This is a genomic window from Thalassobacillus sp. C254, assembly GCF_001310615.1.
In genome coordinates this window covers 65,740-86,054 of the sequence record NZ_BAXQ01000010.1, presented here as the reverse complement: position 1 = coordinate 86,054, position 20,315 = coordinate 65,740, and the positions used below count along the sequence as shown (strand labels likewise).

11 protein-coding genes and 5 pseudogenes are annotated in these 20,315 nt (G+C 40.6%); 3 read left to right on the top strand and 13 right to left on the bottom strand.

What is annotated here, in order from left to right:
• Positions 1 to 28: 28 nt before the first annotated feature.
• The 3 genes and pseudogenes from JCM19033_RS23435 to JCM19033_RS11205 all read right to left on the bottom strand — a co-directional run bounded on the left by JCM19033_RS23435 (position 29) and on the right by JCM19033_RS11205 (position 2,439).
• A complete protein-coding gene (locus JCM19033_RS23435) occupies positions 29 to 181 on the bottom strand; it encodes a hypothetical protein (protein ID WP_157049844.1) in 153 nt (50 codons plus the stop codon).
• Between the two features lie 103 nt (positions 182 to 284).
• Positions 285 to 1,457: a MalY/PatB family protein gene (locus JCM19033_RS11210; protein ID WP_054636371.1), complete on the bottom strand. Its 1,173-nt coding sequence runs from the start codon at positions 1,455 to 1,457 to the stop codon at positions 285 to 287.
• A 272-nt stretch (positions 1,458 to 1,729) separates the two neighbouring features.
• Positions 1,730 to 2,439: pseudogene (locus JCM19033_RS11205) on the bottom strand (NlpC/P60 family protein).
• Positions 2,440 to 2,843: 404 nt separating this feature from the next.
• Between JCM19033_RS11205 and JCM19033_RS11200 the strand changes: the two are divergent.
• The gene (locus JCM19033_RS11200) at positions 2,844 to 4,484 is read left to right on the top strand and encodes a PucR family transcriptional regulator (RefSeq protein WP_054636369.1); all 1,641 of its coding nucleotides are present in this window, start codon (positions 2,844 to 2,846) and stop codon (positions 4,482 to 4,484) included.
• A 172-nt stretch (positions 4,485 to 4,656) separates the two neighbouring features.
• On the opposite strand, the gene JCM19033_RS11195 is transcribed toward JCM19033_RS11200, so the two are convergent.
• The 7 genes and pseudogenes from JCM19033_RS11195 to JCM19033_RS11165 all read right to left on the bottom strand — a co-directional run bounded on the left by JCM19033_RS11195 (position 4,657) and on the right by JCM19033_RS11165 (position 13,195).
• Entirely contained in the window at positions 4,657 to 4,872 is a 216-nt protein-coding gene (locus JCM19033_RS11195) for a hypothetical protein (protein WP_054636368.1), read from the bottom strand.
• Positions 4,873 to 4,943: 71 nt separating this feature from the next.
• On the bottom strand, positions 4,944 to 6,431 hold the full coding sequence (locus JCM19033_RS11190; protein ID WP_054636367.1) for an NCS1 family transporter: 1,488 nt from the start codon (positions 6,429 to 6,431) through the stop codon (positions 4,944 to 4,946).
• 128 nt (positions 6,432 to 6,559) lie between these two features.
• Entirely contained in the window at positions 6,560 to 7,978 is a 1,419-nt protein-coding gene (gene hydA, locus JCM19033_RS11185) for a dihydropyrimidinase (protein WP_054636366.1), read from the bottom strand.
• Positions 7,979 to 7,992: 14 nt separating this feature from the next.
• Positions 7,993 to 9,275, bottom strand: a pseudogene (preA, locus tag JCM19033_RS11180) (NAD-dependent dihydropyrimidine dehydrogenase subunit PreA).
• 35 nt (positions 9,276 to 9,310) lie between these two features.
• Positions 9,311 to 10,689, bottom strand: a pseudogene (locus JCM19033_RS11175) (NAD(P)-dependent oxidoreductase).
• A 17-nt stretch (positions 10,690 to 10,706) separates the two neighbouring features.
• Positions 10,707 to 11,597, bottom strand: coding sequence for a nitrilase-related carbon-nitrogen hydrolase (locus tag JCM19033_RS11170; protein WP_054636365.1), 891 nt, complete (start codon positions 11,595 to 11,597; stop codon positions 10,707 to 10,709).
• A 237-nt stretch (positions 11,598 to 11,834) separates the two neighbouring features.
• Positions 11,835 to 13,195, bottom strand: a pseudogene (locus JCM19033_RS11165) (aminotransferase).
• A gap of 548 nt (positions 13,196 to 13,743) precedes the next feature.
• On the opposite strand from JCM19033_RS11165, the gene JCM19033_RS23430 reads away from it, so the two are divergent.
• Complete coding sequence (locus JCM19033_RS23430; RefSeq protein WP_157049843.1) at positions 13,744 to 13,902, top strand: hypothetical protein; 159 nt, start codon at positions 13,744 to 13,746, stop codon at positions 13,900 to 13,902.
• Between the two features lie 123 nt (positions 13,903 to 14,025).
• On the opposite strand, the gene JCM19033_RS11160 is transcribed toward JCM19033_RS23430, so the two are convergent.
• Both JCM19033_RS11160 and JCM19033_RS11155 read right to left on the bottom strand, forming a co-directional pair.
• A complete protein-coding gene (locus tag JCM19033_RS11160; RefSeq protein ID WP_054636364.1) occupies positions 14,026 to 14,499 on the bottom strand; it encodes a hypothetical protein in 474 nt (157 codons plus the stop codon).
• A 200-nt stretch (positions 14,500 to 14,699) separates the two neighbouring features.
• Positions 14,700 to 16,715, bottom strand: coding sequence for a methyl-accepting chemotaxis protein (locus tag JCM19033_RS11155; RefSeq protein WP_054636363.1), 2,016 nt, complete (start codon positions 16,713 to 16,715; stop codon positions 14,700 to 14,702).
• Positions 16,716 to 16,906: 191 nt separating this feature from the next.
• Between JCM19033_RS11155 and ilvD the strand changes: the two are divergent.
• Positions 16,907 to 18,596, top strand: a pseudogene (gene ilvD, locus JCM19033_RS11150) (dihydroxy-acid dehydratase).
• Between the two features lie 221 nt (positions 18,597 to 18,817).
• Here the strand turns inward: ilvD and JCM19033_RS11145 are convergent.
• A complete protein-coding gene (locus tag JCM19033_RS11145) occupies positions 18,818 to 20,212 on the bottom strand; it encodes a hypothetical protein (protein WP_054636362.1) in 1,395 nt (464 codons plus the stop codon).
• Between the last annotated feature and the right edge of the window lie 103 nt (positions 20,213 to 20,315).

Genomic DNA, 20,315 nt, shown 5'->3' with positions numbered 1-20,315 from the left:
CTGCAGCCCGCCTTTTCTTACTATTTGTTTAACAAAGCCTTAATGATGCCTGCTTTTTGTCCCCTGCATCTTTTCTAGTGACCACCCACTGCAAAAACTCTTTTTCACCTGTTGTTAAGTCCCGTTTTAATTCTATTTTGCATTGTTGTATTAAAAAATCCTGCAGTACTTCCTTCTCCATCCTATAAGCCCCTTTACAACAAACTTTCTCCAGGTTCTCTCTGTCCCAAGCCTATACGCCTTCTATTTCGGGGAGAAAAATAATATTCCTGCTAAATTCCTGTTTATTTTACTTTATATGAGTTATAGGCTTGATTAAGTCGACGAAGACCCTCCTCGACATGAGACTTTGGACATGCTAGATTCATGCGGGCAAAACCACTGCCTTCCGGGCCAAAAATGTGCCCGTCACTCAAAGCAAGGTTCCCTTCTTTTCTAAGCCACTCCTGGAGCTCCAATCCGGACATACCAAACTCTCTAAAGTCCAGCCAGATTAAATAAGTACCTTCCGGCTCAACTACTTTTATCTTCGGCATATTTGTTTCAATATCTTGCTTAACTAATTCCACATTGCCCTTAATGTATTCAAGAAGTGCTTCAAGCCATGGTTCTCCATGAAGGTAGGCGGCTTCAGCAGCAACAGTAGCAAACGGGTTATCAATGCCGACAAATTCATTACTTAAATGTTTTTCATATAACGTTCTTTCTTCACTATCCTGAAATATTACGTAAGACAGCTGCAGGGCAGCCAAATTAAACGTTTTACTCGGGGCCATACAAGTAATGACTGAAACATCTAAATCGTTATTAACCTTAGCAAAGGGCACATGTTCTCCTTTTAATATTAAATCAGCATGAATTTCATCTGATACAACAAGCACGTTGTATTTTTCGGCTAATTCCCCAACTTTTCTTAGCTCTTCTTTTTTCCATACACGTCCAATTGGATTGTGTGGACTGCATAAAAGGAGCATCCTTGCCCCTGCCTTCATTTTTTCTTCCAGGTCATCAAGATCCATGACAAATCCATCATCAGTTTCTTTTAGAGGGTTTTTTACAAGAGTCCTCTCACTATTTTTGATTAATGAATAAAAAGGATAATAAACAGGTGTTTGGATGATTACTTGATCTCCTTTAGCGGTAAATGTCTTAATCAGATGACTGATCGCCGGGACTACTCCTGGCGTAAAAACAAAATCCTCTTTTTGAACTTCCCACTTGAACCTTTTCTTCAGCCACCCAGCTGTTACTTCACGCAAGGAATCAGGCCGTGCATGGTAACCAAAAATTCCGTGGTCCACCACCTGTCTCATCGCATCTAATACTGGTGGTGGAGCTTGAAAGTCCATGTCAGCCACCCACATTGGCCATAAATCTTCTGATTGATATCGTTCCTTTAATAAGTCCCATTTCATTGAATTTGTTTGTTTTCTTTCAAAAACCTCATCAAAATTCATATCTCGCTGCCTCCCTTGGACCTCTTTATGTACTCAGTTTCTTACTGTATTTCAGAATTCACATTTCTTAATAGTTTGCACTTATTTTTGTGATTTTTCAAGAAACACTATTTTCTCCTGTTTTTCAACCTTTTTCTCAAAAAGTTTCACTCAAACCAAAGGAAGCTGACTCTTAAACTGTTGGGACTGGCGCTCTTCTTCACCACAAAAAAAACCCCAACAAATACGGGGGGCTGCACTAATATCCGGGTTCCTTTTTTCAGGACAATTCTCTAATTTATGACTCTTGCTGCTCCAGCGTAACTATCCTTCCAGTAGTCGGTGTAAGGAGTATAATCAACCCCGTTCGTATCGGTAGCATGGAGTAAGGTTTCTGAATCGATATATATTGCTACATGATTAATAGTATCATCTTCTTCTGTATCAAAAAAACCAAGTCTCCTTTTTTTATTTCACTTTTGTTAACTTGGTCTCCCGCTGTAATTTGGTTTCTAGAAACGCGAGGGAGGGATATACCATTCTCTTTATACACTCTCTGAGTAAAAGAGGAACAATCAAAATAATCGACTGTATGAGGAGAAGCCCCAAATTCATAAGGAGTGTCCAAATATTGTTCTGCTGATTCTATTACCCCGTTTACTTTCATCTCTCTTGGTAGATAGAGATCAGCAGTAAGGCTGCTACTATCCCACACGGTTTCCAGTTTGAGTATTTCTTCAAAAAAAGCTATTTCTGCCATAACGCTTCCTTCTTCACTGACATAAGTAGATGGAAGATCTGCGTTTTCTTCATTCACTCTTGCCGTATTTGCACCCACACGAAAGGAAATTTCTCTTTCACCATTGTATATGACTATCTCTTCATTAACGGGAAGCCAATCAATTTCATAACCTGCTTCCTCTGCTATATCTTTAACAGGAAGAAATACTGTTTCCTCAGTAATAAGAGGGCTTTGATGCACAGACAGCTCATGGCCCTCCACTCGGACGATTGCTTCCTCATCTCCTGCGGCGGCTTCATAATATAAATACACAGCGGAAGGAACACTTAGAAACAAGAAAAATAGTAAAAAGTTTTTTCAAAGATTCACACTCCATCTATTAATTTCCCATTCATTTTACCCGATCCAAGATTACTTTTAAATCATTTGATTTCGACTTTTTTCTGTTTTTTCTCTTCAGTAGCCTTTTATAATTTCATCCCTAAATATAGACAACTTGTCGCTTACTAAAACTTGAATTTTTTTGTAAGAATACATTACAACCCGCCTGTTATTCAAATAATTGTTCTATACACTAAAACAAAAGGATTATCCAATTAATGTAACTTAGTAGACAACCTGTACAATTTCTGCCTGGTGAACATAATCGTTTAAAGGAGGAATTTATGAGTACTAATACAGAATTACTTCGGCCCGTAACCCAAATTACAATTCGTGATATTTTAACCCGTCCCCTTTTTCAACATGTGTCTCTTATAGGAAACGACAAATCCCTTACTCGTCCTGTTTCCTGGGTTCATATCATGGAGGTTACGCAAGTAAAAGAACTTCTTAACGGAAACGAACTTATACTTACCACCGGTATAGGATGGCATGATGACGAGACGCTTTCTTATACGTTTTTGCAGCAGCTAATTGAAAGCAATGCCTCAGGGTTATGTATCGAGCTTGGAACATATACTTCTTCACTGCCCGAGAGTATGATTAATCTAGCAAAGGAGCATGATTTTCCTTTAATTCTTTTTCATGAGGAAGTAAGGTATATAGATATTACACAGGATCTTCACAGCTTTTTCATTAATCATTATCATTACATGCTTAAAGAAATTGAAAATGTTTCTACTGCACTTAATGAATGTCTTTTAAATGGAAAAGGACTTTTCGCCCTATTAAAGGAGTTTCATCGTTTAACATCACTTCATGTTTTCTTTGTGCCTATCCAGGGAGACAGTTATTTTTTTCCTCCACTTTCAACTAAACAACAACAAAATTTTATAAATGAATGGATAAATAAACAGTCATCTCTTCCAGCATGTTCTAGTTTGTGTAAACCCGTTACTATTTTAGGACACCATTTCGCTGATCTGATTTTTTACTCACCTGGTAAGAAAATAACAGAATTTAATGAACTGGCAGCTGATCGCTGTGCCACGGCAGCAGCTCAAGAAGTCATGCGCACTGTTTATATAGAAGAGAGAAAAAGATATGAGGAAGAGGCATGGGTTCATGATTGGCTTCAGGGTGCCCATGACGAGGAAGAGCTGACCACGAAACTAATGGAATTGCATCCTGGTGTTTCTTTCACGGAAGGCTCCATATGTGTGATTGATAAGACTTCCATCCAAGTGAACCAGCAAAGCTTTGAATCTTATTTCATCCAAAAGTCAATGGTAGCCAGAGCATATTTTGAAGCAAAGAAGATATTATTTATTCCTGCTATTCTTCAAAATTTCATCGTGTATGTCCTCATTAATACGGCTGGAAATCCAACAGTTTCTTTTCCTCAGCGAGTCTATGAATGCTACAAAAAGCTTCAAAAAACAGAGCAAGAAGGCCAAGCAAAAATGTATGAGCAGCTTGCCTTTGGTAAATTTGTTACATCGAGTAGGGACATACAAAAAAGCTTTTGCACCGCAAAAGAAACACTTCGAATTCAACAAAAGATCGGCCCTATGAACATCCCTTTTTATGAAAACCTTCATATTTATCGCAGCATTCTTCAAATGGATGAAAGGGGAGAACTGGATGACTTTATAAATGAATATTTAGGGCCTCTTCTTTTTGAAAGTTCCGATAAATCAAGAGTTCTTCTACAGACACTCCAAACCTATCTATCCTGCCTTGGTGCAAAACAAGAAACAGCCTCATCTCTTTTTATTGTTCGTCAAACCCTATATAACCGGTTGGAGAAAATTGAAGAACTCCTAGGTCATGATATATTAGAAAATCCAAAACGTCTCTCATTAGAGATGGCTCTTTACGCGTATGAATACCGTTTCGGTTCATTCAACCTCAATAATAAGTAACAAAAGAGAAACACTAAATAATGAGGGCCAGTGATGGTGATGAACGTGGACACATATACCGACCGGCATATCACCACTCGTCTATGATTAATATAAAAAGGTACCGATTATCATCATAGGAAGATAATCGGTACCTTTTTATATTTAGTAAGGCTGATTTGTCCCAGCCTCTTTACCTATTAAATTGTTCTTTTTGTTTCATCAGTACAAAGGAAAAGTACTTCCTGGCATCTGAATTTTGAATGTGAAGCTGTACCATCTCTGTATCTTTTGTAAAGTTCACAAAAGCTCCTTCGAGGTTTTCTATCACTCCTGAAATTGTATACCCTTCTTCGAGCAGTCTATCGATTTCATTTTTTTCTTCCATGTATTCCTCATGTTCTCTCATCCTATTCCTCCTGTCTGTCTCTTTGATTTTAAGGATTTACTGCCAAGACACTAATCTATAAAGCTGAACTTTTATATCGTCCCCGTGCCGGCAACTTCTTCGTCGGCCCCTTCATGATCTTCTGCTCCCACCGCTTCTTCTTCAATCACCCAGTCTCTTCCCACAGTGATACCAAGGTACTTCTCATCATTTTCATCTTCTAGTTCAGCTTGATTATACTTCTTAAACCACCAGTATTTTGCCAGAATATAATAGCTTGTGCCTCCAGCAACCAAACCGACAATAAAGGAGAAATCCATGAATAGATAGGCACTGATTCCGCCGATAGTCCATGCAATAAAACCAGCTGCATTAATTCCTTTGTAATAAGCGTATTGGCCCTCACTTTTATATAAATCAGGGACATTTACCCGACGTTTGCGAATAACATAGTAGTCTACGATTAAAATCCCTACTATCGCCGAGAGAATGCCTCCAATAATTAAAAGAAATGGGACAAGAATATTAAATAGGTTCCAGGGCTGTACAACAGTCCCTACCACCCCAGCCATGAATACACCAACATAAAACGGAACTTTAGGGCCGCCTACGTTTGAAAAAATTGTTGCAGCAGGAATTACATTTGCTGATGTGTTTGTTGACCACTGAGAAAAGACTATCATAAGAAGTAACACCGCCAGCGCTGCCCCAGTTGCTGTCTGCTGCAAAGCTTCTACGGGGTCAAACACCCCTAGTGAAATGTAAGCTACTGCACCGATGCTGACAATGAATGTTTGAATGATTGGAAGCACAACCACACTGCCCACAAGCGTACCTTTGTTTCTTTTCAGCCAGCTTCTTTCATTCTTTGGAGCCTTAATGAATCTGGAAATTGAGGGGATATCTGCTCCCAGAGTCGCCCAAAAACCCATGTTAGCAAAAATAACCACGATAAATGCCATCAATGCAGAAGTCCCTGAGACAGGAGCTTCCACCCATGTCCAAATATTATTTCCTTGCGATGTTGCTGACCCTGCAAGCACATAGAACATCCATATGGAGATAAGAATAATAACAGGAGCTGCTAAGTCTGCAAATCTTTCTACTGCTTTGATTCCAATAGCTGTATTTACAAGCTGTACCGTGGCAAATACCGCATAGCAAAGAAGCCAGTTATCAAACCCTGTCAAAATGTTTAATATTCCGTTAATAGCAGTTGAACCAAAAAACGTGTTAATCCCAAACCAGAAAGATGCTGTTACACCTCTGGTAATAGAGGGGAGATGGGTACCAACCGTTCCGAATGGCGCTCTCATATAAACAGGAAATGAGAGTCCATGTTCAATCCCAATATCACCAACGATTGTAATAAACAAGCCTATCGCAATCGTCCCGATAAGCGTAGCAAGAAGCACCATGCCAAGCGGTAAATGTATTACCCCTTCACCCCCTATGGCAAAGGCAGCAAGTACCACAGCCATTCCTACCCACATCACCGAAAACCCAAATGTGCTTATCTTCTTTCCAGAGTGCTTTACAGGCAGCAAATCCGGAGATTTTAAATAACTATCTTTTTTCATGTTCATCCTCCTATTACTGAATATTCAGATATATGAAAAGGGCATTCATTCCGGGCTGGAAGCTGTGTATATTTATCTTTGCAAGCAGGGATTTTTTAGCAGGGAGAATTCATCAAAATAGGTCTTTTTTACATGACAGTAAATCTCTCTTCTGATCTCTCTGAAGTATTAAATTTTTTCCGTTTAAGAAATTCTCCTCTTCCTGGTACAGCGGTGAGTTCTTTGTTTTTAACAATGAAATCACCTCTCGATAATACAGAAACGATTTCTCCTTCTACCTCCATTCCTTCAAAGGCACTATAGTCAACAGCCATATGGTGAGTTTTTGCTGAGATAGTTCTTGAAGCATCAGGATTAAAAATTACAATATCAGCGTCACTTCCAACAGCGATTGTTCCTTTTTCCGGTGCAAGCCCAAATAATCTTGCAGTATTTGTCGACGTAACCTCAACAAACTTCTGCAGGGAAATCCTTCCTTTGGCAACACCTTCTGAATATAGGAGACTAAAGCGGTCTTCTATTATCGGTCCGCCATTAGGGATTTTTGTAAAGTCCCCTCTCCCTAGATCCTTTTGCCCTTTGAAATCAAAGGAACATTGATCTGATCCAATAGTTTGTAACTCTCCATTCTTTAAAGCACGCCACAATAATTCTTGGTTTGATTTATCCCGCAGTGGAGGAGACCATACATACTTCGCTCCCTCAAAATCAGGCTTTTCCATATATGACTGATCAAGAACCAGGTATTGGGGGCATGTCTCTCCATAAACCTCGGCCCCCTTTCTTCTCGCTTCGGAAATTTTCTCTACTGCTTCATTACAGGAAACATGGACTACATATAGCTGAGAATCAGCCATATGTGTAAGCTGTGCAGCTCTTCCAGTCGCTTCCCCTTCAGCTTCTGGAGGACGAGTCAGAGCGTGAAAGATAGGATCAGTCTTTCCTTCTTCAAGAGCCTTCTTCGTTAAGTAATGGATCACATCACCATTTTCGGCATGAACCATTACGAGAGCTCCCAACTCTTTGGCTGCAATTAATGTCTGGTATAAAGTTTCATCATCAGCCTGAAACACATCTTTATACGCCATAAACACTTTAAAAGAGGTGATGCCTTCTTCTTCAATTACTTCCGGAAGTTGGCTGAGAACTTCTTCATTTATCTCCCCTATCATTAAATGAAAACTGTAGTCAACCACTGCTTTGTCTTTTGACTTGTTATGCCAGACATCAATTGCCTCCTTTAGAGGTTTTCCTTTTTCAGTAAGACAGAAATCAATAATAGTGGTGGTTCCGCCAAAAGCAGCTGCTATCGTTCCTGTTTCAAAGTCGTCCTTTGTTACGGTTCCTCCAAAAGGCATTTCAAGATGAGTATGAGGATCTATGCCCCCAGGGAACAAATAATGGTTCTTGGCATCAATTACTTCAGCTCCCTCCCTGGCAAGATTTTTTCCAATAGCTGAAACTTTTCCTCCTTCGATCAAGACATCACCTTCATACACTTCACTGGCTGTCACGATTGTCCCATTTGTTATCAATTTTTTTGACATCTAATCCCTCCTTTTTATTTCACAGGCATTTCAGCCATGTTGGATAACACAGTCTGGCGTTCATTCCAGGTCATTGAACCTTCTCCAGTTTTACTGGGTGCCTGCACCATATCAATCGCTCCATCAACGGGACATACAATGGAACAAAGATTGCACCCTACACAATCTTCTTCTCTGACTTTTAGCACGGGCTGGCCCTCGGTGTCTGTCAACATATCAATACATTGATGGGACGTATCCTCACAAGCGATATGACATTTATTGCAGTTAATACAGGTATCATTATTAATACGGGCCACAACACGGTGGTTTAAATCCAAATCACCCCAATCTGAGTAGTTAGGAACAGATTTACCAATAATACCCTGCAAGGACTCTATTCCTTTATCATCTAAATAGTTGCTTAGACCATCGATCATGTCTTCTACAATTCTGAAGCCATGATGCATGGCAGCTGTGCAGACTTGAACGTTTGAAGCTCCCATAAGCATAAACTCAACTGCTTCTCTCCAGCTTGAAACTCCTCCCATTCCAGATATTGGAACATTAATATCCAAACGTCGTGCACATTCTGCGACCATATTTAAGGCAATAGGCTTTACTGCCGGGCCGCAATACCCTCCGTGGGCTCCCTTTCCTGCAACATTAGGTACAGTCTCCCATGAATCCAGATCAACCCCAGCCAAACTGTTAATTGTGTTAATCATGCTGACTGCATCTGCTCCGCCTTGCACAGCTGCTTGAGCCGTATAAGTGATATCCGTGATATTTGGAGTAAGCTTGACAATAACAGGAGACGTTGCAACTTCTTTTACCCACTCCGTCTGCTGCTGTACAAGTTCAGGCACCTGGCCAGACGCTGCCCCCATGCCTCTTTCAGCCATTCCGTGAGGACAACCAAAATTCAATTCCAAACCATCGACGCCGGCAGCTTCGACTTTTTTTACAATTTCATGCCATTTTTCCTGCCTAGGTTCAACCATTAGTGAAGCTACTACAGCATGATGAGGAAACCTTTTCTTCGTCTCTTCAATCTCTTTTAAATTAACTTCCAAGGGACGGTCTGTAATCAACTCAATGTTGTTAAAACCGGCAACTCTTTGTCCATTAAAAGAGGTGGCTGCAAAACGGGATGAAACATTTAATATAGGATCGCCTAGTGTTTTCCAGACAGCTCCCCCCATCCTGCTTCAAAGGCTCTTTGGACTTGATACCCGCTATTTGTCGGCGGTGCTGAGGCAAGCCAGAAAGGGTTAGGAGATTTTATGCCTGCTAGATTGGTCTGTAAATCTGCCATTGTGATTCCTCCTTATTCTTTCTTATTAATCATTACTATCCTAAAAGCTCTACTGACTGATTGATCAGCTTTTTATGAACATTGTAGGCTGCCTTCTTCCCTTGCTCTGCTGCCGTCACCACCATGGCTTCACCCTGGCCGTTCCCAAATACCACATCTCCCGCAGCAAAGACACCTTCTTTCGATGTTGTCATCGTTTCATGATCGACAATCACCACACCCTCATCATGAGAAAGGCCAAACTGTTCTACTAATGACAAATGTCGTGTTTGCCCGATAGCTTTAATGACTACATCAACTTCCATTATAAATTCGGTTCCTGGGATAGCACCGGACGCCTTCTCCCTCCCTCATCAGGTTTACCTAGTTCCATCTTTATACATTCCAGTCCCTTTACTTCCCCTTCCGGACCTTCTAAGATAGAAAGAGGAGAAGTGAGCCAGCTGAACTCTATTCCATCCTGTTTTGCAAATTCATATTCAAACTGGTAAGCTGTCATTTCCTTTTCGGTTCTTCTATATACCATTTTCACCAATTCTGCGCCAAGTCTTTTAGCACAGGTTGCTGCGTCTACAGCGGTGTTCCCTGCCCCGATTACAGCTACACGTTTTCCAGACAGCTCATTTGTTAACTCTTCAGTTTTTGTTTTTTCTACAAAGTCAATAGCGTCATAAACATCCTTACTAGTTTCTCCTTTAATGCCCAAAGCTGGAACCTTACTCATTCCAGCTGCCAGCACGACAGCATCATAATTCTTCTGAAGCTCTTCTGCTGAAACATCCTTCCCAACTTTCACACCTGTTTTGATTTTTACTCCAAGCTTTTCAACCTGTTCAACCTCCCAGGCTGAAATTTTTTGTGGGAGTCTGAAAGATACAATTCCATAAGTATTTAATCCTCCTGCTTTCTCTTTAGCTTCAAAGATTGTCACTTCATATCCAAAACGGGCCAGCTCACGAGCCGCGGACAACCCTGCTGTCCCTCCACCTACCACTGCAATACTCTTCCCCAGCGCCTCACCTTTTTTAAAGAACTCCTGCTCATTTTTCATTGCCCAGTCTGTGGCATATCTTTGTAAGTCACCAATCATTATAGGGGTAGAGGCGTGATTTAACACACACGCTCCCTCACACAGTTCTTCTGTTGGGCAAACCCGTGCACAGCTGGCTCCTACTGGGTTCGCTTCCATTATTGTTTTAGAAGAGCCCTTCAAGTCACCTGTGGAAATTCGTTTGATAAACTTAGGAATGTCAATACCCGTCGGACAGGCAGTGATACAAGGAGCATCATAGCAGTAGAGGCAGCGATTTGCCTCATCAATCGCTTCTTTGTCCGGCATCCCCCGTCGTTCTTCCATAAAGTTTTTCTTAATGTCCTCCAATGAAATCCATGATTTCTTGTTTGGACCTCCCATATACTCCACTCCTTTTCTTAAGGGATTAACGCAGTCATTCTCTCATAGGTTTCAGGACGACGGTCACGGTAAAATTGCCACGTGTCCCTTACTTCACGGATCTTCTTCTTATCCATTTCTGCTATGACCACTTCATCTTGATCCCGACTTGCCACGGCTAAGAAATTCCCACGGGGATCTACGACATAAGACTGACCATAGAATTCTCCCATCTCCCATGGAGTTTCCGTTCCCACTCGATTAATTGCTGCCAGATAGTAGCCATTAGCTACAGCATGAGCGGGCTGTTCAAGCTTCCACAAATATTCTGATAAACCCGCAACAGTGGCTGATGGATTGAAGACTACTTCAGCCCCGTGCAATCCAAGAAGCCTTGCTCCTTCTGGAAAGTGGCGGTCATAGCAGATGTAGACTCCTACCTTGGCGTAGGCTGTATCGAAGACTGGGTAGCCCAGATTTCCCGGCTTAAAGTAGTACTTCTCCCAAAAACCATGTCCTCTGTTGTCTGCCGCTACATGAGGTATATGATTTTTTCGATACTTTCCTAAATAAGTACCATCCGCGTCAATTACGGCTGCTGTATTGTAATATGTGGAAATACCTTCCCTTTCATAAATCGGCAGGATGATAACTACTTGAAGATCCCTGGCAAGCACTTGAAAACGTTTAGTAGTAGGGCCTTCGGGTATTTGTTCAGCTGCTCCATACCATTTTGTACTTTGTTCAGCGCAAAAGTATGGTCCATAAAAAATTTCTTGCAGCCCTATAATCTGAGCTCCACCAGCGGCAGCCTCTTTTATAAGCTCTATATGCTTTTCAATAGCCTTTTCCTTGTGAACTTCAACCGGTTCATCACCATGCACCTCATTAGATGCTTGAATAATCCCTATTTTCACTTGATCTGACAAATGAATCACTCCTTGTAGGAAGAAATTGTTTCTTACTATCTTGGTGATCATTTTATAAAAAAACACTTCATCCTCCATGTGACATTTTGTGTAGATTGTTCTAAGCATTCTTTACAAAGTGTAAATATCTCACTAATTTCAGCAGCTTCAAGCGTCAGATAACATAACGGATAATATTTAAATATTCAGTCCTTCGTGCAAGACAGCAAAAAAAGGCTGAACCAGGCAGCCTTTTTTCTACTTGTTTGCATTTTTTATGCTTATATATAGTGTTTCTACAATAAGATCTAGTTCCTCTTTCGTCGTAACAAAAGGAGGAGCAACAGTGATAACATTATTATGGCGAGGTACGGTATCTCCATTTTTCCCTATTAGTATGTTTTGTTTCTTGCACATTGCCAGCACATTGGCTACCTTCTCTGGAGAAGCAGGCACTTTTGTTTTTTTATCTTCTACTAATTCAATTCCAGCTATTAATCCAAATGTACGAACATCTCCTACTAAGGAAAGCTCTGTTAGGCCAGCAAGGCGCTCTGTTACATACTTCCCCTTGTCTTTTGCCTGTTTGATTAGTTGTTCTCTTTCTAGTATTTCCAAATTTTTTAACGCAATGGCACATGAAACAGGGTTACCTCCAAATGTATTAACATGACGAAAATGATTCGTTTTTCCCTTCTCTTTAAAAGGTTCATAGATATGTGAGGAAACAGCTGTCGCAGATAATGGAGCATAAGCACTGGTCATACCCTTTGCCATTGACACAATGTCTGGTTTCACCCCAAAGTTCTGGTGGCCAAATTTTTCTCCAGAGCGCCCAAAACCGCAAATCACCTCGTCTACAATTAAGAGGACATTCCTCCGATCACAAATCTCACGAATCTCTTTCAAATATTCTGGCGGCGGCACGATGACGCCCCCGCCTGTAATCACAGGCTCCAGAATGACTCCGGCTACAGTTTCCTCTCCCTCCCACTCGATCATCTCATCTATCGCTTGAGCGCACTCCATCTTACAATGACCTTTTTCCTGCCCAAAAGGACAACGATAGCAATAAGGGGGAGGGGCATGCTTAAATCCTTCACCGCCCGGTTCATATTTCACTTTCCTTTCAGCTTGTCCAGTAGCACCCATTGCTCCCATCGAATTCCCATGATACGCCCTGTACCTTGAAATAAACTTATATTTTGTTCCTTTTCCGGTCTGTGAAAAGTACTGTCTTGCAATCTTGAAGGCTACCTCATTTGCATCTGAACCAGAATTAGAAAAGAAAATTTTATAATCTCCTTGCAGCCATTCATTAAGCATTGCAGATAATTCAATTGCGGGAACATGGCTTTGCGATAAAGGAGCAAATGCTAATTTTGACATTTGAGCCGCTGCTACCCTGGCTACTTCCTCACGACCGTGCCCTATATTTACGCACCATAGGCCAGACATGCCGTCTAAATAATTATTTCCGTCAATATCCTTAATCCAGCTGGCTTTTCCTTCTACAAAAACATGTGGATGATCATTATGAGGAGACATATGATGCCAAAGATGGGCCTGTCCTTATCCAGCAGCTCTTCCTTTTCATTATTCTCTTTTGTAGTAGACACGTAAGTCAAAACCTCAGCTCCTTTATCCGTATTGCCATCCATGCTATCACCAGGCAGTTTGAACATTCACTTCACAAATTGTGCAGAAATTTCCTAAGAAGTTAGACGTTTTGTCTTTTATGACAGACTGAGAAGAGGCTCCGAAAAAGTGTTTATATTCTTTCTAATTGGGAATGAAAGAACGTGAATGAAAATATATTTTTTCTATAAAAAGTTCTGTTGAATGAAATTGCTCATTTTCAGTGTCCTCCAAAAGAAGGTTTTTCATGGATACACCCCATTACATTGGTGGTTCATGAACTATTTAGCTTAACAATTTTTATTTTAAATTTGTACTTTTTAATAAGAGTTATAAATTAGTATTGATTTTTAATTAATTATGATGTTAATATAAATTATAAAGAAGAGAGCCTGTGTAAAGAAGTTATACCCATTGCGTAATTCCATGCAGTTTATGGTCAGATTTTCTCTTAATGAAAGATGGTCCTCTGTTTTCGGAGACCTTTTATTTTCTATTCAATTTCTACTACTTAATGGAGGTGATAAGTATGCAAAACTACAAAATCAACGATCAACTGACTGTTGAAAAAATGGATGAACATTACTGCCTTGTTAAATCTGCAAAAGAAGGGAAAAGAGATGTCCAGCTTTGCTTTTACAGTATTGCTGATGCACTAGCTTATACCTCTGAGCGCCAATCCCTATAAATAATAAAAGAAAAAAGACTGCGTATGATCGGATACCTTCACGATCATGCTCAGTCTTTTTTCTGGCTGCTTTTAAAACCGGCATTTCTTATAAATACTGCATATTTGCGACTAACGCTTCTGCTATTGAAGATATAAAATGAGGATAAATATAATAGGGAGATACCTTTTTGAAAAGGATATGTATAACCCTTTCAGGTTTTCTTTTTCACTCCGGTCTTTTAAAAACCGGAAAAGCATCCTGACATGGTAAATGGTAAACATAAATACAATAAACATTACAAAAAGATTCAATGCTATCGGTATAAATGACATACTATAGTAGCTTAGTGGAGTCAGGGGGCTTTCAGCACCAGCTGCACCGATCTGCCAAATGATAAGAGGCAGAAGCAAGAATGGCAGACCAAGAAATGAAGTAAGAATGAGCAGAACAAAAAGCAATGTTTTCATTGCAAATAAGAGGAGAAAGTCACTAAATGTAAAAGTAACTCCCTCTGCTGGTGAGATAATTTCAGGGTTATGGGCAGCATAGCTGACTGCAATAAGAATAATGCTTGCAAGATAGAACAGGAACACGCTTTTCTTTTGAATGGCCATATGATCTCTCCAACTAATTAAAGGCTAAGGTAGACAAAAAAATTCATCAACTGTTTTTGTCTTTTGTTCCCTTAAAAGGTGGAACCAAAACAGGTTTTTTATCTCCTCACAAGGGAAGGAGGGCTGTCCCAAGAGACTTTTTCATCTGATGAAGTTAAATAAAAAGGCAGTCATTCTATAGGATCCCACCTCTCTGTCATTTATTTTACCTTGAATTCTTTTATCACTTCATTAAGACGGAGGGACATATCACGTAATGACTGAGCTGATGAATTTATTTCTTGAACAGAAGCAAGTTGTTCTTCAGAGGACGAAGCTACGTGACGAGTGCTTGATGTCGTAGCTTGAATAACCTTCGCTATCTCTTCAAAAGAAGCAGACACTTGCTGAGTACCTGCGGACATCTCTTCGGAGGTGGCAGCCAGATTTTCGATTTGTTCTGCCACTAAAGTCGTGTTTTCTATAATATCCTGAAACTTTTCTTTTGTGCCTTGAGCCACTTCTAACCCTTCTTCTACATCCTTAGTCACTTTGCTCATTGAGTTGATTGATCTTTCCATATCCTGCTGAATTTCCCCGATAATCACTGCTATTTGCTTAGAAGACTTTTGAGATCCTTCCGCCAGCTTTCTCACTTCTTCAGCCACTACTGCAAATCCCCGTCCTTCTTCACCTGCCCTGGCAGCTTCTATAGCTGCGTTTAAAGCTAGCAGATTAGTTTGTTCTGCAATATCAGTAATCACTCCCAATATCTTTTCAATCTCTTTTGAGTGATTATTTAATGATTGATTTATTGAACTAGATTCATTCACTGACGTATTGATCGTTTCCATTTTCTCCAGGGTTTGCTGTACAAATTGCCCTCCTTCTTCTGCTTTTTCAATTGTTGTATTGGAGCTTTCAGTAATAGCTGCGGAGGATTCTGCGACCTGCTGTACCCCTTTCGTAACTTCCTCCATTGATAACTGGCTTTCTTGAACACCGGTGTTTTGCTGTTCCGAACCTGCTGCTACTTCTTGCATAGCATTCGTTATTGCTTCTGATGATTTGCTTGATTGTTCAGCACTTGCTGTAAGCTGTTCTGAGGAAGCAGCTACAAGAACTGCACTTTCATCTACCTGCCTAATCAGCTTCTTGAGATTTGCTGTCATATGATTTACATTTGCCGCCAATTCACCTATTTCATCGTGAGAAGAGACTGATATTTCTTCTCCACTTATATCACCAGCTGCAACTTTTCTCACTTCCTCTGTTACAGCTCTCACAGGCTTGCTTATTCTTTGAGCAATAAACCAGGCAAAGAAAATAATAAGTAAAGCCGCAATGCTAATAATAATGACTGTCTGCATAAGAATGTCAGAAGATACAGCCAGTACGGTTTCCATGGGCGTAACCATATATAGACCATAACCCGCTAAAGAAATCGGAGCATAGGCTAAAAGGACGTCTTGCCCGTTTCTGCTTAATACTGTAGCCCCTGTTTCTTGTTTACCGCTTTCAAAAGCAGTGAGCCATTCCTGGCCTAGTCCTGTTTCATTGGTTACTAGCCCTATCTGTTCCTCATCTGGAGAAAGTTGAATGATATCCTGATCATCTATGAGAAGAGGCAGTCCACCAATATTTGAAGACTCCTCATCAAGAAACTGATAAATCAATTCTTCAAAGTTTACGGAAGCAGATAACACCCCGGTAATTTCTCCGCTTTGTTCTCTCACTGGCGTCGCCACGACCACAATTCTGTTCCCGGTAGCATTGGATTCCAGCACACTGGAAATCGTATCTTCTCCATCCATGCCATTTTGAAAGTAGGCTCGGTCTGCTAAATTTAATTGTCCAATATTTTCCTCAGTAGTGTGCGCCCTAACTATTCCTTCAGGATCAGTAAATACTACGGTTTCATAGGTTTCATTTTGTTCTTTGACACGGTGCATTAGACGTAGCTGGGCTTCTGTATCTAGTGATTCAATTGCTTCTGTCTGTGCTGTTAATTTTATTTCTCCCATTCGTCTGTCAAGCCACCGTTCCATAGCATCGGCTGTGCCTGCCGCGATGCTTTCCATGGACTCTTGTTCCTTAGCAACGATTTCATCACTACTTGAGTGATAGACAAAATATGTAGAAATAATCATAGGAAGCAGACCAACTAGCAAAAAACAGGCTATTAGCTTCTTTCTAAGTGATCCTCCACCTGTCAGCTGTCTTATTCTCTTCTTCATGTAAGACCCCTCCGCTGGGAAATATTCGTGCAAACACTGGAAAGAAGAAATACATATCTCTTATTGTGTCTGACACCTATATTATTCATCGGCTCTGAGTGGAAAAGTTTGAGCCTTATATAATTGACTGATAATTTTGTTTCAAGTATGGTTGGGACAGGGATATCAATCAATTCAGAAAGGGTGATTATATGTCGGAAAAAAAAGATCTCCGCATACGTAGTAAAGTGATCAGCGAAGGTGTTAACAAGACCCCTAACAGAGCCATGCTTCGGGCCGTTGGATTCAAAGACGAGGATTTCAAGAAACCTCAAATAGGAGTAGCGAGCACTTGGAGTGAAGTGACACCATGTAATATACATATTGATAAGCTTGCACGGGAAACAAAAGAAGGAGTGTCTGAAAGCGGAGGTGCTCCCTTAATTTTTAATACCATTACTGTTTCCGATGGCATTGCCATGGGTCACGAAGGCATGAATTTTTCCTTACCGAGCAGAGAAGTTATTGCCGATTCAATTGAAACTGTAACAGGGCTGAGAGATTTGATGGTGTGGTAGCCATTGGAGGCTGTGACAAGACTACTCCAGCCTGCCTTATTTCTATCGGTCGTATGAATATTCCTTCCGTTTACGTATACGGTGGTACCATTCAGCCTGGTAAATTAAACGGAGAGGATCTTGATATTGTCTCTTCCTTTGAAGCCGTTGGAAAGTATCACCAAGGAACAATTAATGACGAAGAGCTTCATCAGGTTGAATGTCACTCCTGTCCAGGGGCCGGCGCATGTGGCGGCATGTACACAGCCAATACGATGGCTGCTGCCGTAGAAGCACTTGGTATGAGCATTCCAGGGTCTTCTTCTACTCCTGCAATTTATGAATATAAGGAAACAGAATGCCGACAGGCAGGAGAAATGGTTGTCCGCCTTCTTGAAAAAGATATTTACCCTAAAGACATCATGACAAAAAAAGCCTTCGAAAATGCAATTACTGTAGTGATGGCGTTAGGCGGTTCTACGAATGCTTTCTTACACCTGTTAGCTATTGCCCATTCAGCCGGTATAGATCTTGCTTATGAGGATTTCGAAAAGATAAGAGAGAAAGTGCCGCATATCGCAAACCTGAAACCAAGCGGAAAATATGTCATGCAGGACTTATATGAAATCGGCGGTGTTCCGGGAGTGATGAAGCTATTACTAGAAAAAGAACTTCTTCACGGAGACTGCTTAACAGTGACTGGAAAAACGCTCGCTGAAAACCTGGATGAAGCGCCTTCTCTAAAAGAAGATCAAGACATCATCTTTCCTTTGGACCGTCCTATCAAAAAACAGGTCCCCTGGTTGTACTCCGCGGGAACCTTGCACCTGAAGGAGCGGTGGCCAAAATGTCAGGTCTTGAAATTACCAGATTTGATGGAAAAGCTAAAGTGTTTGACAGTGAAGCTTCAGCAACAGAAGCAATTATGAGCAATGAAATACAAGAAGGCGATGTATTGGTCATTAGGAATGTGGGACCAAAAGGCGGACCTGGAATGCCTGAAATGCTTTCACCAACCTCTATGATTGTTGGAAAAGGATTGGGAGGGAAGGTTGCCCTCCTCACGGACGGCCGTTTTTCAGGGGGATCTCACGGATTCGTTATCGGCCATATTGCACCAGAAGCTCAAGCCGGAGGACCGATCGCTATATTAAAGGATGGCGATCCGATTGTTATCGACAGTGAAACACAGGAGATCAATATTAACATCTCTTCTGAAGAAATTGATAAGAGGATGAGAGAGTGGAAACCATTAGAACCTAAATACAAAACAGGGATTCTTGGTAAATATTCAAAACTTGTCTCGTCAAGTGCCAAAGGAGCCGTAACAGACGCAGACCTGTAAAGGAATTATTACTTTGATAAAGAAATCAAACAGAATAATGAGACCTCCCAGACGGTTTCAGCTGAAGGTTAATGCAAAAATGCTTACGTAGCCCCCCTCTTTATTCAGGCGTTGAGAACATCTTCTCAACCGCCTTTTTCATAAGTTTAATACCCCGTAATTAGAAGTGTAGTCCTCTTAAAAAGAGGCTGTCATCCCTCTAAAGAGAGCCATGATGTTATTTACGCTTCCTTTGACATCTCCTGGTAAAGCTGCTGATATGCTTTTGATTCATCTTCTTTCCCAGTTTCCAAATAAATCTTTGAAAGCCATTGTACTGGTTTAGGATCTGTTTTATCCAGCTCCATTTGCCAGCTGAAACAGTCAATCGCTGCGTCAAAACGTTGAAACTCATAATATAGTTCCCCTAACAAAAATTGTTGATCCGGGTCATCTACTAAATGGCTCATCTTTTCAAAAGTATAGTAAAGCTTCCCTGCTTCCTCATTCCGTTTTAACGGCTCAAGCCATTCCAGGACATAAGAGATGTCATATTCAGAAAGAAGACGGCTGACACAGTTTTGAAGAAGCTCACTGGCTTTGAGGGAGTTGGTGTCTAAAATAGGAAGAAGATAAGAATTCAGCTTCTCTACCTGTACCCGGTTTTCCTCAAAGTCCATAGTAAGAAGCATCTTCTCAAACGAATTTCTTTGTTCAACCGTAAGCGTAATGGCGTCTTGAGCGAGTAAGTTACACAATTTTTCTACTTCATTTTCTTTTAGGTAGAGGTGTAAGAGATCTTGAAGGATGTGATTGTTTTTTCCACTTATACCCTTTAGCTCTTCTATAATATAAATTTGTTCGGCCACTGAGAAAGCGTCCTCGAGTAAAGATTTCATAAGAGTATAGGATGATAATGATTTGAACTTCCGGTAAGCTTCCAAGGACAGGGCTGTGTGATCGAGAATGCGATGTTCTTTCTTCATTAGTTCCAGTAAGCGATAAGAATCTTCTTCTTCTGTGCTTTTATATAAAGACTTTTCGGAAAATAATGGATCCTTTTCCATCAGCTCTTCTGAAACTAAGTGATACATACTATTGTATTTTTCAAACTCAAAGGAACTTGCAATATCTTTAACCCAGGAGTGTTCTGGCAAAAAGTCCTGAAGAATTCGAATGATCCGATAGCCTGCAAACATTTGACCGTTTCGCCTGTATTTATAATAAATTGACTGGATTGGTTTAAAAATAGTACCTTTTGATTCAAATGAATCTAAGAAGGTAAGAATTAGAGAGGTTTCATGAGGAGTATAGCTTTTTTGGAGTTTTTCAGGGAGATGAGATACAGCCACTTTCGGAAATACTTCTTTCGTTGCAAGCAGATTAACAAGAAAAGGGTGGGGCGCTGGAAAAGTCATACCTTTTTTAAAGGATTGTTCCAGGTGGGAATGTCTGTTTTGCCAGACTGGCTTCGTCCATGTAATATAGTCATTTTTGTAAAACAGCAAATAGTATACATGGCCATTCTCATCGAAAGCTTCAACCCATTTGCTTTGAAGATACATAACAAGTTTCTCAGCTTTAAGTGTGATTGTCTTTTGATTTTCCCTTATGTTACACAGGAGATAGCTTTCCATTCAAAATCCCTCCCTTTCCCACAAATATAACATACTGCACCTCCCATTGAATATATATAATTTTCAGTTAACTCACAATAAGACTAAGCCGTCTCTCTCATGA